We start from the raw sequence: 15822 nt of genomic DNA, 5'->3' as shown, positions 1-15822 counted from the left end.
TTCACAATGCTCCAAGATCGGCGGGCCTCCCCAGCAAGAAACCCTGCCCAGCGCGGATGCCCAGTTGGATCAATGTAGCCTTCTCGGCCTCGGTCTCGATGCCTTCCGCAATGACTGCCACGCCTGTGTCGGATGCGAATCGGGTGATGGCCGCCACGAGTTCGCGATGCCTCGGCTGTGCGTCGATATCGCGCGTGAGAGAGCTGTCGAGCTTCAGGATGTCGGGCTCGATGCGTAACACGTGTTGTATCGTAGAGTAGCCTGCACCCACGTCATCCACCGCTATGCGCCACCCCGCATGCTGGAGTTCGCGTACCCGACTTGCCAACACCTTGTAGTCCCGCACTTCGCTGTACTCGGTGATCTCCAACACCCACTCGCGGGCATGCTCGCAAGGTAGATGATCTTCCAGATCGACACGCATCAGGGTATCCGGTGACATATTCACCGACGTGTAACCGTTCACTGCGGGTACTGAAGCTCGAGCACGCGCGATTGCGTGTAGGCACGCCAGTTCGAAGTCCTGCGATAATCCCCATCTCACCGCTGCCGAAAACCAGCCACCGAACGGCTCGGGCCATCCGGAGTCGAACCGGCTGAGTCCTTCCATGCCCAAGCGGCTCCCATCCACGAGATCCACGATGGGTTGGAAAACGACGCGGATAGCGCCCTCCCCGAGGATGCGTTGCACCTCGTCGCCTTCCGAGATGCTCGCACTACCGAGAGTTCCCGTGTCCTTGCCCGGTAGAATCCCGCGAGACATGCCAGCGCTTCCCAACGAGAGAAACATCCACTGCGGCGGAAACCTAACCTCTTGACTGCCAGCTCGCCGCAGGCGAGTTCGACATGCACACTATAGCGGCCCTCATGGCTAGGGCGAAACGTCGTGTCCGTACCTCTTGGTTGAAGTCCCCCGCCGTGCGCAACTAGGGTATGGTCTGTGCCACTGGTCATGGCGCTGCCCTGCTATTCGTTACGCGGCGCGGTGATGGAGACCCCATGAACGAGCGTTACCACAATCGCGTCGCCGCAGTTTTCCCCAACTACTGTTCGCGGTGTGGGCTTTGGTCGGCCACCCAGGCTCGCATCACATCCGCTGGATGCTCATTGGTATGCACAACGTGCGGACAGTCCACGTTCGTGCGGGGGAGGATCGCGCGCTCTGAGGCGCTTGTGGAAAAACTGCAACGCTTCGCCGAGCGACTGGAGCGCTCAACGGCTGCCCGTGCAACCTTGATGATCCCAAGGGATCGGCGCGGCCTTCCTCAAGTCCGGCCTCTTTCGGAGCCTTGCGATTCTCGACCGTGAGTGGCGGCAGGAAGTGCGATGCATGAGAAGTGCGACCTCATCGCTCGGGTACGCTGTCTACCTCTATCAGGATCCAATCGGGAGCCCACTGCATGTCGCGTATGACATACAGCCTCCACTCCTCGGCGTTGAAGCGAATCCGAACCGCGTGCGCCGACCGGGTCCGCCCTGACGCAGCAACACTCAGTAGGGCGATGGTCTGTGCTCCTGTCTCCCTATCCGGATCAAGAAGGCGCGCGGAGAAGGTACACTCGATGCCGCAGATCCGGTCCGCGTGGGAGAGCGCCTCCTGCGGTGAGGCTCCTGCAGGGCCGCTTCCGTTGCCCTGCGACGAGCGCGATGACGATAGGTCTAGATCCACCACGACCGTATCCGTCATCTGGGTGACGTGCATGGACACGTGGACGAGATGCAAGGGGCGCTGCGCTGCAGCGGGTGGCGAGCTGCGCATGGCCAATGTGATCTCGCACTCCATTACTTGCTCCTATCCGATGTAGCAACGTGTGGGGGTGGCCGACTCAATGATCTTTGGAATCCGATCATATCAATGGAGGTCCTTCGCCACAGATTACTGAACGGCGCGGAATGGTGATTCACGTACCGCCGCAATGACGCAAATACTGCACGATCTGATGAATCACGTTCGCCTTTTGCTCTCATGACTCTCGAATCGCGCTTCTGGATCGCCGCTACGATTCTGGCTCTTGGCATGCATGCGCTGCTCGCGTGGGGTTACAGCGATCGCGCATGGGTGACGCCGCTGGGGATAAGCCTGAACTTGTCGGTGGGCATGGCGTTCGCTTGGAGCCGAGGTCGCGCCGCATCCCGAGCGTATCGCGTGCGCTGGTATCTCGTCGCCGGAGGCTTCGCGCTGTGGATCGCAGGCTACGCCGCGAGCTCTTATAGCCAACTCACGGGAGCGAATGGATCGCTGGCTCTGCCGTATCTCCTGATATTTGCCCTCAGGGCGATTCCCTGGTTCTTTGCTCTCGTGCGGACCAGCGATCGAACCGTGCTGCCGCATACCCGTCTCTTCGATGTCGGGCAGGCCATACTTTTCGCGACGACTGCGACGCTCTTCTATTACCCCCAACTGCTGGGTGGGAGCGATCAGGTCAGTCCGCTGACTGGAGATCGAGCTGCGCACTTTCATGACCTCGTCAACGGGATTCTTGCGTTGCTCGCGTGGGTTTTCATGAATCTTCAGCCGAACGAAGAGGAGCGGCGCTTCACTCGGAACCTTGCCATCCTCCTCGTGAGCTACGCGCTCTCGGCGCTCGTCGTGAATCACATCATCATCGACGAGATCGCGCCACCACCAGGATCGCTCCTCTTCATGCTGGGCACTATACCCGTCGTCCTCTACATCCTCGCGAGTTTGCAAGGTCGAGCCGATACCGACGCGCAGAGGCCGTTGGCACGTGGCACCACACGTCGTGCTGCCCTGCTATTCGTACCAGCGTTCATGCCTACCGCTTGCATCGTGATGGCGTTCGCGCTGGCGCCCCGCGATCCTGGAGTAGCAGCAATCCTGGCTGCCTTGGCAATTGCGCTTTATGCGGGAAGCTCCGTTCTCACGCAAATCGCCCAAGGTCAGAGCCAAGCAGAATGGATCCGTGCTCATGACAGCATGGCACGCCTTGCGCGCATCGATCCGCTGACAGGATTGGCCAACCGTCGCCACTTCACTGAAGAGTTGCATTCAAGGTGGACCACGTGCTCGGAGGCGGGTTGCTACCTCAGCGCCCTTTTCGTGGACGTGGATCACTTCAAACAGTACAACGATGCGCGTGGTCACTCGGAAGGAGATCTTTGCCTTCAGCGGGTTGCCCATCGACTCGCAGGATGCGAGGTGCCGCGCGAGAAGGACTTGGTTGCTCGGTACGGTGGCGAGGAGTTCGTCCTGTTGCTATCCAATCTTTCTCCTCAAGAGACCGCAAGAGTCGCGGAGCGTATTCGAGAGTGGGTCTTCGACGCGAACTTTGAACATCCGCAGTCACCTCTTGGACGGATATCGGTAAGTGTCGGTGCCGCGAGTACCCTTCCGACGCGAGCGGCGAATGACGTGACGGCACTGATCTCGGAAGCGGATGCGGCGCTTTACATGGCCAAGAGCCGCGGTCGCAACTGCTCAGTGGGGCCATACTGAAAAGTTCGCGAGTCCTCATCAGTGAGCTAGCTAACCTACTTGGCAGATGATGACAGCTCATGATGGAGATGATGACAGGCTTTTTTTGCCGAGTAGCCGACGTTCCTGATCGTCGAGATAGTACTCCAGCGCGTCATTGGTCAAATCGTATAGGGGACGTCCCTTGAGGGCGGCGATGACTTTCAAGCGACGATGTATCCCTGCATCGACGCGCAGAGAAGAACCTCGCTTTTCCGTTTGGCTCTTCGAAGAAATCGATCTAGTAGCCATGGTAGCGCCTCGCCAGAGTAAGCCATCGCTGCGGTACATCATTCTATCGCTAGGGGGTTTTACGCATCGAAAAAGAAGCTCCCGAAGAACGCAGTCGCTCTCGCATTCTGAGAGCTTGCCGGTGAAAATTACGGGTGTCCTTGTGAGGAAGCAGCACTAGAATCTGTCGACGGTCGAGCAACTCTCCAAGTCTATGCCGTGCTGAACTCGACTGACGCTCGTTTGCTCGGCTGCGTGTGGGGTCGATAACGAGTACGCATTCTGAGGATGACATGCCAACATTCACGGTGCGGATTGACGCGCCTCACGCCGATTCCACCGCTCTGCAAGTGCTCGTCGAGCGCATGCGCTCGAGGGGCTTTAGCAAAACGGTCGTCGGGAAGAACGGTAGTGTCTACCCCCTGCCTCCCGGTGAGTATTCTTACGATCGAATCGGAAGCCTCACGCAGGTAAGGGATTTGGCCTACGAGATCGCGGCATCGGTTGTTCCCACACCGAGCGTGCTGGTGACTCAAGGCAAGCGAGCATGGCGTGGTATCAGAGTCTTGGAACGAGGCTCTGAGCCTTCATCGTGATGTCGGTGTTGCAAGCGCTCGTAAGCGTATGCCTTGTACTGAAGTCAGAAGCTTGGCACGTCGAGACTGCGCCAGACGACGGACGTTGCGATATCGCGGTGGTGGAAGCCGTGCCCTCAGTGGTGGCACCGGGCAGCGCCATCGGCGCTCGTCAACAGCCCCGGCTGCTCCGATGGCTCCCGCAACCTCGCGAACAGGGGCCAGAGCAATAGGCGAGATTCGGAGGGCGCGCCCTTGGACGCGCCCTCCGATTCGTTAATGCTCCAATCTACCCGCCATTGGCGTCAAACCCGCTGGTGAAGATTGCGTCGACACCCGGTTGTGCCACAGAGATCAGAATTGTGGTCGTGAACCGACGTCCCGTGCTGTCCTGGACGGTGATCGGTACGGCCTTGGGCCCTGGAGTGACCGAGGCGCCCAACGTCACGCTTCTGTTGAACATGAGCGGCTCGCCTTCCACGGCCTCGAGGGTTGCGTTGGATGAGCGCCCAAGGCTCGAAAGATCGGCTGTCACCGTGTGGCTCGTGGCCTCTGGACCGGTCGCGGCTGTCACCGTGACCGTGAGCGTGGTTTGTCCGCCAGGCAGATACACGATCTCGGGGGTTGCCGTTCCGCTCGCCGAAAGCGCAACCGAGGCTCCGACACGCAGCGTAACCGTGCCTCCTGCACTCCGACCTTGGGCATCCTTGACAGTCACCTTCAGCGCCTTGTTTCCGCTCGCCGTGCCGGGTTGGACGGTTGCCAAGAACGAGAAGCGTCCGTCACCGGCTCGTTCGTCACCGTAGAGACCCTCATCGTTCAACGGCTGAGCGGCACGGCCACCTATCGGAGCCAAATCGGCCTTCACTTCGATCCCGCTGCTGCCGGGGCTGGTAGCGGGAAGCACATCGACTGTGATCAGTGTCTTCTCGGTTGCGAGAACCGGTGAAGGGGTTGCCTCAGCGCGGTCAACAGCCAAGCCCGTAAGCTCTTTCTGATCGACCACCTTTATTCTTACCGGTATCAACAAGTTGCTAGCAGATTTGTTGAGGAACTCGGTAGCGGTGCCGTCGCTGGAAATGCACAGGTACGCGGCATGAAGACCTGGCTCGAGTGCGGATGCGTCGATCGTGAGGCCCAGTGTCGCTTGCCCACCATGTGCCACCGTGCCTCCACGTGTATTGTCGTAGCGCAACCATGAGGCGCCGCACGGCACGGATGCTCCAACAGTGATCGGAGCGGCAGAACCTACGATCGTTCCTTGAATTGTGCTCAGGTCGTACCACGTTCCCCTAACCAACGGGTTGTTCGGAACTGTCACCTTGCCCAAAGGCGCCTTGCCTGGAATGGACCTTATGCGGGTCTTACCCACGAACGATCCCGGTGCGTACAGCGTCGGCGCTGCGTTGAACCAATAGCGACCAGGCCGCACTGCCAACGCTCCTATGCCGGCGTCTTCGAGATCGAGACGCATCCCGCTGATGGCCTCACCGAGCACCGATGGCGGAAAGCTGATTCCGGGGCTGCCGGGTCCAGCGCCTCCTGCCATCTCGGGATACTGGAACAAGGCTCCAGCGCCGCCGCCTGGAAAGCCATTTGGACTGCCAGCGTCGTCAGCATAGATGCGCCACGCAAACTGATCGGCGAAGCCCGCTATCGGCAACGGGCTCCCTGTCCTCGTGGCATACCCGTCGTAACGCAGATCAGTGATGCGGACACCTTCAACCAGCACGTCGAACCAGTCGGCCACGTAGAAGTTTCGGGCGTTTGTGGAATCGATTTCCGTGCCGGTGGCGCCGAGAGTCATGTTGTCGTAGGTGTAGTAGGTGCCATTTTCTCCCTCGCTATCGAACACTGGGCGCTGCGCCAAGTAGCCATGCATGCGATCGGTGGCGACGCGCCAACGTAGCGGACCACCCGTGTTCTTGATCACGATGTTGCGATGCAGCTGCGTACCTCGCACGACCAGTTCGTTGACGACCTCTGCATCAGCCGTCATGACTGCAGCCTCGGATCGAATCGCCACCGGAAGCCGCGATTCCGGCACCGAATCGTCAGAGGGCGTCAAAGTCACTTCCCCGAACGTCCATGTATCAGGCGTGAGACGGGAGGCGTCGATTGACAGCGTGAAGCTCGCCTCGCCCCTGGCCGCAAGTCGCAGGCTTCTCTCTCGAAGCGTGAAGCTTCCTTCCGGTAGCCCGCTCACGCTGACAGTCCATGTCTGCGCCTTCCCCGTCGCGTTACGCACCGTGCGAGGGAATGTGCACATACCGACGCAACTGAGTCGGTAGTAGCTCGCGAGATTGAGCTGACTCTCGTCGCCGCCGTTGGACGGATCGGCGTTTCGAAAGTTCTCAATGGTCTCGTCAAAGAGCAGGCCCGCCCGAAGTGCACGGGTGAGGTCTACGCGACCGGCTCCGACATGCAAAGGGTTGGCAGGGACGCCGTCCGCGACCAGCACGCCCGAGCGCGATGTCGTCATCAATGCCGACTTCACTTCCATCGGCGACCAGTCAGGGTGCGCCTGACGGACGAGTGCGGCGGCACCTGCGATATGTGGCGACGCCATCGAGGTGCCACTCTTGAGACCGTACAGGTTGGACGTCGCTTGGGAGTTGGCGCTTGAGTACCCGTCGATCGATTCGGGCGAAATGGCGGCGAAGATTTCGTCGCCGGGGGCACTGATGTCGGGCTTGAGGGTTCCCCAACGCGACGGTCCCCGTGAGCTGAACGTGCTGAGGAGATCGCCCTGTCTGCTCACCGGCGTAAGGGGACTCACGGTCGCTGTGGCGTCGCCGGCGACGCTGACGTTGCCGAGCGTCTGGCGGATCGTTGTCCATTCGGACATCAGCAAGGAATACGTCGTGTCCGAAGCGCCCAGCGTAAGCCGTGTGACGTCGACGAAGATGACGGCCACCGCGCCAGCGGCAAGAGCTCGTGTGCGTCGCTGTCCACTCGGGCATGCACTCGTTTCGCCGTCCAAGTGGATCACGGCGATACCCCCAACGCCGTCGGCGCTCTGCGGGCGCCGAAAGGCATTCGCCGGATAGTCCACACATCCGTCATTCGTACCGTTGGCGAATGACGGGCTTTCGATCAACGGAATGTTCGGCGGCGGCGCCGCTGTCGGCGGAGGATTGCCACCCATACCAAGGGTGATGGGGCCAGGAACACCTCTCACGGTAAGTGTGTATCCAGGGCGCGCATTCGGGGTCGTGGATGCGACCGTCGTGACCCATGGATCGTAGCTGTTGACGAATCCATCGCCACCATCCACGTCACCCGACCGATTGGGGCCATCGTTGCCCGCCGACTGCGCCACGAAAATGCCAGCTGCCGTGGCATTGAGAAACGCTTGGCTCGATGCATCGAGCCAGGGCCCACTGTTGACGCCGCCGATCGAGTAGTTGATGACATCCACGATGCCGTCGGCGACGGCCTGGTCGATCATGCCGAGCGTGTTGCAGCCGGCGGGTGGGCACGCGTTGTAAGAGATGAGGTTGGCATGGGGCGCGACCCCGCTGAAGCGAAAGGTTCCGCCACCCTGCAACGAATCGCTGACGCCGCCTCCCGCCGTACTGGCCGTGTGCGAGCCATGTCCGTTCAAGTCTCGGCCTTCGCTCACGCGCGAGTACATGCCGATGAGCTTGCCGTTGCAGAGGCCGTTCAACGCCTCGCCAAGAGCACAGAGTCCCAAGTAGTTGCCCTCACCTAACGGATTGGTGTGGGTGTAGCCGTCGTCTCCGGTGGCTCGAAAGGAATGGCTGAGCGGATTCACGCCTGTGTCAATGATGCCGATCACGATTCCTTCGCCCTTGTAGCCGATGCCGTTCGGCGCAGCGGTATCCGTCCACGGAGTCGTGGCACCGATGAACTGGGGACTTCCATAGGTCTGAAGCTTCAGGTCGGGCTCTCGTTCAACGCTCTCCACTTCATCGCTTCTACGCAGGATCTCCGCCTCCGCTTCGGTGATGTCGACGACGACGGCGTTGAGCGCATGTTGGAGCTGTTCGACGACCTCGATCGACCGTCCAAGGGAAGCTTCCGCCTCGCTTATGAAGGACGACTGCTCACCGCGAACCCATTGGACGTAGTCGCGTGCCTCCGACGATTTCGCGTCAAGTCGATCCCGACCTTGCGCTGTCTTTGCGCGAGGCGCCTTGGCGATGCCGACCTGATCTCCTTGATACGCAGCAAGCGCCGGACGCTTGAAGATGATCACGTAGCGAGCGCGATCAGAGCTCGTCGCGAGCGTGGGCGCATTGCCTTGACCCCTGGAGTCGATGGCGGTTGCGCTTGTGACGACGGGCGGAACGCCAGCGGCTGTCGGATGCGCCCCGAGCACGGGTGTGGCCGATACATGGGCCATGCCTGAAACGAGTGTGACGGAAAGAGCGGCTGCGAGTGGAAGCAGCCCCCCTGTGTGACGGTGGTAACTCATGAACCCCTCCAACGGATACACAAGTCGCGCGACACACACCCCATGCGTCTGTCGCCGGCTCGTGGAGGGTTCAACGAAGTGCTACCGGGCTTCCCTACTGTACGAATGCACGTTGCGTGCAGTCATTCGGAAGGCATTTTCCGCTTCGAAGTCCTAGCTCTGCCAGGCAACGGGATGTGCGAGCCCACTTTGTCAGCGTACGATCACTCGATCGCGAATCGGAGGAGCGTGACCGGGAGGGAGCCGCTGAAAGAGAGTTCGTACTGCGACTGCGTCGAGGCGAGTTTGTTCGTCGACTCGAAGGTCGTGAGTACGATGACGCGACGCTCCCCAGGTCTCAACTCAAGGCCGGTCAGCGTACTGCAGCGATCGCCTGTCGTGACCGCATCATCGTTGATCGCAAGACAGTTGGTCAGAGGCGACGCGGGCTCGAAGAAGTCCTTGTACACCACGATCATGGTGTCGGTCTGCTCGCCGCAAGGGCGATGGGGATCCCCGGCCACGCCGAGCCGAAGATTCAGGACAGCATCCTTCAGACCGGAATTGCGGACAACGACAGCTTCGTAGGGAGCTGATCGCCCTTTGGTCGACAGGTCACTGCAGGTCAGTGGCCTGTTGAACGTCGAGCTCGACGAGCCGAGCGTGACAGAAAGGTTCTCGTGCCCTTCGATCCCGGCGTAGTCGATGGCGCGAAGGCTGTTGGCAAGCACCAACGGTGGAAAGGGTCGCCCACTGTTGGAGATGTCGAACTTTCCGTCTGCAGCACGAGCGCCGATAGCTAGCGACGCCAGTAGGCCCGCAGTACCGTAGGTCAGGACCATTCGCATACCGGCCTCCTCCGAGGGCGTGGGATCCGCGGGGCCAGCATACGGCTTTCGGCCGTATCGATCCTGTGACTTTAGGTAGAGTCTGCAACCGCTGCTCGTGCGGTCAACTGGGCATCGGTGCGGTACCAGGAGTAGAAGAGGGCGGTGAGACGAGTGGGGTGAAAAGACGGCATCTGCGTTGGAGCGTCCCCGGTGACGACACTTCCGACGAAGAATGTACGCGTCTGGCGTGCCCACCAGCCGGCATCCACTGAATCAGCCGCGCCGCCTTCGGCGACGATGCGCGACTCGAAGAGGCGCGCGAGCGACGCGTCGAGCGCATTCAGGATGTGGGATCGCTTCGAGTTGGCGACGGCGTCCGTCAACGCCCGCCTCACAAAGGGACCGATGACGTCCATCGACGCCACAGCCTCATGCAGGCTTGCAAAGAGCTGTGCGCTCGCTTGAGCGAGGGGGATACCCCTCGGCAGTCCGTCCGCTGCCGCGCCAACCAGTTCCTCAGCCGCGCAGTCGCACACCGCGCCGAACAGAGAAGTCTTGTCTCCAAAGTGGTGCCCGATCAGAGCGATCGACACATTGGCGCGCTGCGCAACCAACCGTAAGGACGTCTGGTCGAAGCCTTTGCGTCCGAATAGGGACATTGCCGCAAGACGAATGCGCGCCTTGCCGGTCAGATCGCTCGGTGGAACGGAAGACGCCATCGACGGCACTCCAGATGATCAACCGGTCGCATACAGAGGCGCGTTGCTTCTGTCCTGTCCGGCAACTCCTAGAACGTCAGATCGTGGCTATCCCCTACCCCTACTTCATCAGTAGCCGACGATCGGGAACGACCCAAAAGACTGGAAGCTCGCGCTCAGTCATACAGTTGATTCTGTAACCACCTCCCCTCATCCAGTTCTCGCAACCATGTGAGAGAGGCAGCCTATGCCTGCCGTTCGACGTCCTCCCAGTCGTCCCCGACGACCCCAAGCGTCGCGGACACTTTGCGGTCCTGACCACGGCACCGCAGCCGTCGACGGCCCAGGGGGTTTGCCCTCCAGGAGCCCCCGCGGAAGCCCTCCCCCGGAGGGCTTCCGTTCTTTTTTGTCGACGGACACTGTCTCCGCATTGCCGCTCAACGCGTGCCTGTGGCTCAGCGTTGTAGTACATACGTGTGGAGCGCGGGTCGAAGAGGGTCCGGAGCACGTGGAGACTTTCGAAGCATTCGTGCGTCGGTCGATGCGGCGGATTCTGATCGTTCTCGCCATGACCGCATCCTGCGCTGATGCAGCCGCACTCGATGTTCAGAGGAACTACGACGTCCCGGCAGGCCGCCTTTCTGACGCACTCAACGCGTGGGCAATCACCAGCAAGGCGCAGATCCTCTACTCTCCCGATCTTGTCGCGTCCAAATCGTCTCTTGCCATTAGGGGGCGTCACGCGGCGAGCGACGCCCTGCAGATCCTTCTGAGGGACAGTGGGCTGCAGGCGGAATCGACTGGTGCGGCGACGTGGATCCTGCGCAAGGCACCGTCCCGTCGTCGCGCTCAGAGCCCGGTACCTCGCGACGATTCAAGCCCAAGGGATGAAGCAGCCGTCTCGCACGTACTGGAGACAGTGAGCGTTTACAGCCGCCCTCTGTTGCGTGTCGCATCGGAGTCGTCCATACCCGTCATCACGCTCACGCGCCAGGACATAGAGGCTAGCACCCACCTCAGTCTGTTCGATCTCTTACGCTCGCTCCCTGGCGTCCAGGTGACGAGCCATCCTGTTCAAGGCTCAGGAGGGACAAGCGAGTCGTTCGGAACCCGCGCAACCGGGGCCGCGTCGGTTGCCTTGCGCAACTTGGGTGCAAAGGCAACGCTGCTCCTGGTGGACGGAAGGCGCATGACGAACTATGGCCTTGCGGCAGATGGTACGGGCGGTGTTCCCGATGTCGATTCGATCCCGCTCGCGATGATCGAACGGATCGACGTCCTGCGTGAAGGCGCAAGTACCCTTTATGGGGCCGATGCGATCGGAGGCGTCATCGACATCAGTTTGCGCAAGGATGTTGCGTACCGCGAGGTAGGGCTGGTGCTGGGCAGCAGTGATGAAGGAGATGCTGAACAGCGTCAGGTCACCGCCGTGCTATCCGGGCGTACACGGCATGACGTCCAAGCTCTACTCATGCTCGACCTCGTCGATCGCGAGCCCCTGCACGGCTATCGCCGCGGGTGGCACAGTCAGGACCGACGTCGAGATGGCTTGCCCGATGCGCGAAGCTACTTTTCATTTCCTGGCAATCGAGTGCTCGAGGAGGACGGTAACGTGACCCTCGTGTCGCGCGCCGGTTGTGCCCCCCGAGATCTCGACGAGCAAAACACCTGCAGGGAAGATCGCGCGAAGTCGACCTCGCTCGGCGCCGAGCGCCAGTCGGCGTCGATCCGCACGTATATCTCTGCTCCGTTAGGCGCATCGACCAGCACCTATCTCGGCATGCGCGTGACGGCAACTCACCAAGAGCAGCAGTCTTCCCCCGTGAGCGCAACGCTGCTGCTCCCCACTGACGACGATGTCGCTGCGTCACAGCTCGTTCGTCATTCGTTCTGGGACGTCGGTCCAGTCCGGCAGGCCACCGATGCCTCGCTCATACGTCTCGACGGCGGGATCATCGGCAACACCGGGACTTGGGAGTGGGATCTCGGTTTCGACGCCGAGCGCAGCGCTGTCCGCGACCGCATCCACGGACTCGTGAATCGATTCGGCTTCATTGAGGTTTCGGAGCTCGGTTACCGATTCGACGCACGGCCTGCCCCGCAAGAGATCGCGGGCATCTTGGCGCCAACCATCCTCAATCGAGGCTCGACGCGGTCGGCGGGAGTGCGGGCGATCGCCTCCCGTTCGATCGATACGTGGGCTACGAGCCCAGCGAGCTTTCACTTGGGTATCGATCTGAGGCACGACGCTCTTGATCTTTCGCCGGACGCCTCCTTGGTATCGGGAGATCTGATCGCCTTGGAGGCCTTGAGTCCGATCGACGACTCACGATCGAGCGCGGCCCTCTTCGCTAGGATGGACATCCCGTTGTCCGAATCGATCGCAGCTGATGGAGGCCTACGAATCGAGCAGGTACAGGAGCATGGTGCCGTAGTCGCCCCCGCGTTGGGGCTTCGCTGGAATCCCGCGCAAGGCGTGCTCCTTCGCGCAGGCGCCGCGCGAGGAAGACGTGTGCCGACGCTCCTTGAGCAACGAAACCTCGGGAACGCTGGTGTGACGCCGACCTACGGCTATTTCGATCTGCCTCATAACGCTCCACCCTGCGCACAGCACCTCAACGGCGCGGAAACCAGATGCTTGCTTGAACTAAGGCCCACAGACGGACCGCCGCTCCGGGCGGAGCGCTCCGTCAACGCTCACCTGGGAGCGATCTGGGAACCGCGTGCCGGCTTCAGCGCCGGCATCGACGTATACCAAGCCAGGCGGCGTGACGAAATCGGCGTGCTCCCGGCCGCCTATGTCGTCCAGAACGCTGGCATGTTCCAAGACCTCCTGATCAGAGATGGCGAAGGTCGGCTTGAAGGACTTCGTTCCTTCAGAGTGAACTTCGGCGATACGCTCACCCGAGGCGTCGACGCGGATCTGCAGTGGAGCAAGCCGACGAGATCTCACGCCGTGCTGAGCTTCGTCGTCGGCATCAATCATGTCTTCGACTACAGAACACGCGTCATGCCCCAAGCTGTCGCGGTTGAGCGCGCTGGGTACGCGGATGCTCCCGATTGGTCGGCAAAGACGACGCTAAGATGGACAACCGAGCGTTGGGTCCTGTCCGCAGACCTGCGCTACAGGGGATCGTCCTCGGTCGCGCTTTTCGAAGGCGAGCGCGTCGCATGCGGTAGCTCGAGCTCGTCGCGCTGGCGATGCCGTAATCCCGCATCCACGCTCCTGAACGGTCATGCCGCCTATACGGGCGTGGCCGGTTGGCGACTGTCGTTCGGCGTGAGCAACCTCCTCAACCGCCAACCTAGGGACTATCGGCCGGGAAGCTATGGCTACAACCCCCTCACCGACGATCCGGTCGGGCGCTACGTGACCCTCGGACTGGCACGTCGCTTCTGAAACTTGGCGTCTGGCGTAGGGGAAACACCCCGACGAACGTTCTAGATCCGCATGCACGCTGCTGTTCCCGAATCCGTTGGCTATCCGACCCGAGCGAGTGCGAGGGTCCATGCGCTCGCGATGGCGTTGGGCTGCCCGGCCGGATCACCTCGAAACTCGAATTGCCGACCCTGCACAGGCGATGTGCGCCTCGCCGTCATCTGGCCCTATGATCGTGGGATGAGTGCCCCCCGCATTCCCGACGATCGATACCGCGAGGCGGAGTTCGATCGTTTCGTCGTCGAAAGACGCGAAGGGCTGCAGCGATTCGTCGTCAACCTAGGGGCTTCGCTCGACGATGCCAAGGAGTTCGTCCAGGAAGCTTTGTTGCGCCTGATGCGCTATCGGCACGATCGTCCACCTCACGAGTGGACGCCGCTGGTCTACAGAATCCTGCTCAATCTGTTTCGTGACCATCAGCGCAGGGCGTCGAGCCACGATGTGAGTGCGGGACTGGGAGAGTTCGGCGCTTCCGAGCCTGCGACGGCGCCTGAGGATTCGCCTGAACACCACGCCATCCATCGAGAGCGAATTGCGCTCGTCCGCCGAACGCTGCTGAACCTGCCGGCACGTACCCGTGAGATCTATCTGCTCAGCCGCCTCAACGGATGGACGTATCCGGTGATCGCCCAGCATTGCGGAATCTCCGTCAAAGCTGTCGAGAAGCATATCTCGCGTGCTCTGCGAGATCTGCGCCACCATGTCGAGAGCGGGTCATCTGCTCACGGAGCACTGCGTCGATGACTTACCCACGCCCATCCGACGATGCGACCCATGACGCTGCCGCGACCTGGTATGCGCGCCTGCTCGCACCTGATTGTTCGGCATCGGACCGCGCAGGGTTCGAGGCATGGTGCGCTCAGGATCCGTCGCATCTTGAAGCGTGGCTTTCCGTTGCTGACGCACATGAGGGGGCCAAGCTTCTACAGGACGACGTGACCATCAACGTCATCGTTCGACGTTCGAGTCGTGCGCAGCAAAGAATCCGACGGGGCTGGTCCGCTCGCATTGCGCTAGCGACAGCTGCTCTGCTGATGCTCGCATTCGGAATCGCGCGCTACATCCCCGCCGAGGCAAAGCACTACACAAACGCGATCGGCGCTCCCCGCGAGCACCTCTTGGAAGACGGCTCCAAGATCGTGCTCGACACGGACTCGGAAGTTGCGGTTCGAATGGATCGCGATATCCGGGAACTCATCGTTCTTCGCGGTCGCGTCAACATTGACGTAGCGCAAGAGGGGCGTTCGTTTGTTGCGCTGGCGCGTGGCAGCCGCGTGCGCGACATCGGCACGGAGTTTCAGATCGCGCTTGAGGGCGAGCATGTTCGTGTCGTCCTTATCGAGGGCGTGGTCGAAGTCGGCACTGACTCGGGACCTCAGGTCGTGCGTCTTTCACCAGGCGAGCAACTGCGTTTTGATCCGCGCGGAGCAATGACTGAACCGCAAGCAGCGGACCTCGTAGCGGGCCGGGGGTGGATAACCGGCCAGCTCGTGTTCCGTGATCGAAGGCTCGACGAGGTCCTCATGGAGCTCAACCGCTACGGTTCGAAGCCAATTCGGCTTGCAGACCCGACCGCGGGAAACCAGCGCGTAAGCGGAGTGCTCGACATCAGAGATCAAGAGGCTCTGCTAAAGGCGCTCGAGTCTGGATGGAATCTTGCGGCCGATGACACCTCAGGTGGAGAAATTGTGCTGCGGTCCACCGCGCGTCCTTAGTCGACTCGCTCACCGCGCCATCTGCAGGAAACCTCCGGAAGCGCTGTGAAAGCGCGTGTGCATCAGTTCGGCCTATAAGGCCATCTTGCGGCCGTGGTCATGACCACTGAACTTCCTAACTCCCGCGCCGAACCGTGCGATCACGTCCTGCGAAATACGCAGAAGGCAAGTCAGACTGGAACGGCCACGCGCTCGACACCCCTGCGTCGCGGCGCAATGGCGAGGCGCGTCGAACAGGCTGCACTGATTCGCTTATTCGGCCTCTGTAAGCAGTCATTCGTCGGCGCTCGTGGTCATCGGAATCCCGGAACGCTATCATTAGCATTCCTCGCACTTCCCCCGGGGGAGTTGAATGCTGGGCACCTCTAATGGGAAGTGCGGTCAGCTTCTGTGGCGAAGCCGGTCAGCGTTCTTGACGATAGCCGGTCAGTTCTCTGGC

9 protein-coding genes are annotated in these 15822 nt (G+C 61.2%); 4 read left to right on the top strand and 5 right to left on the bottom strand.

Going from position 1 to position 15822, the window contains the following annotated elements:
- Position 1 precedes the first annotated feature (1 nt).
- Entirely contained in the window at positions 2 to 691 is a 690-nt protein-coding gene (locus ACQQ2N_RS04555; protein ID WP_440224496.1) for an EAL domain-containing protein, read from the bottom strand.
- A gap of 1326 nt (positions 692 to 2017) precedes the next feature.
- On the opposite strand from ACQQ2N_RS04555, the gene ACQQ2N_RS04550 reads away from it, so the two are divergent.
- On the top strand, positions 2018 to 3457 hold the full coding sequence (locus ACQQ2N_RS04550) for a GGDEF domain-containing protein (protein WP_440224495.1): 1440 nt from the start codon (positions 2018 to 2020) through the stop codon (positions 3455 to 3457).
- Between the two features lie 57 nt (positions 3458 to 3514).
- Here ACQQ2N_RS04550 and ACQQ2N_RS04545 read toward each other — a convergent pair whose 3' ends face one another.
- From ACQQ2N_RS04545 to ACQQ2N_RS04530, 4 genes are all read right to left on the bottom strand, one after another.
- Positions 3515 to 3643, bottom strand: a complete 129-nt coding sequence (locus ACQQ2N_RS04545) for a hypothetical protein (RefSeq protein WP_440224494.1) — start codon at positions 3641 to 3643, stop codon at positions 3515 to 3517.
- 927 nt (positions 3644 to 4570) lie between these two features.
- Positions 4571 to 8722, bottom strand: coding sequence for a S8 family serine peptidase (locus tag ACQQ2N_RS04540; RefSeq protein ID WP_440224493.1), 4152 nt, complete (start codon positions 8720 to 8722; stop codon positions 4571 to 4573).
- Between the two features lie 203 nt (positions 8723 to 8925).
- A complete protein-coding gene (locus ACQQ2N_RS04535; protein ID WP_440224492.1) occupies positions 8926 to 9543 on the bottom strand; it encodes a hypothetical protein in 618 nt (205 codons plus the stop codon).
- Positions 9544 to 9620: 77 nt separating this feature from the next.
- The gene (locus ACQQ2N_RS04530; RefSeq protein ID WP_440224491.1) at positions 9621 to 10250 is read right to left on the bottom strand and encodes a TetR/AcrR family transcriptional regulator; all 630 of its coding nucleotides are present in this window, start codon (positions 10248 to 10250) and stop codon (positions 9621 to 9623) included.
- 487 nt (positions 10251 to 10737) lie between these two features.
- Here ACQQ2N_RS04530 and ACQQ2N_RS04525 point away from each other — a divergent pair, with 487 nt between their 5' ends.
- The 3 genes from ACQQ2N_RS04525 (at position 10738) to ACQQ2N_RS04515 (ending at position 15383) form a co-directional block, all read left to right on the top strand.
- On the top strand, positions 10738 to 13629 hold the full coding sequence (locus ACQQ2N_RS04525) for a TonB-dependent receptor domain-containing protein (protein WP_440224490.1): 2892 nt from the start codon (positions 10738 to 10740) through the stop codon (positions 13627 to 13629).
- A 219-nt stretch (positions 13630 to 13848) separates the two neighbouring features.
- Positions 13849 to 14412, top strand: coding sequence for an RNA polymerase sigma factor (locus ACQQ2N_RS04520; RefSeq protein WP_440224489.1), 564 nt, complete (start codon positions 13849 to 13851; stop codon positions 14410 to 14412).
- Positions 14409 to 15383, top strand: a complete 975-nt coding sequence (locus tag ACQQ2N_RS04515) for a FecR family protein (protein ID WP_440224488.1) — start codon at positions 14409 to 14411, stop codon at positions 15381 to 15383. Before ACQQ2N_RS04520 ends, ACQQ2N_RS04515 begins: the two co-directional genes overlap by 4 nt.
- The last annotated feature ends 439 nt before the right edge of the window (positions 15384 to 15822 follow it).

It is taken from the genome of Dokdonella aquatica (assembly GCF_051987395.1).
Taxonomy (GTDB): Bacteria; Pseudomonadota; Gammaproteobacteria; order Xanthomonadales; family Rhodanobacteraceae; genus Dokdonella.
The sequence above is the reverse complement of the archived record's forward strand: the minus strand, read 5'-3'. Positions and strand labels throughout refer to the sequence as shown.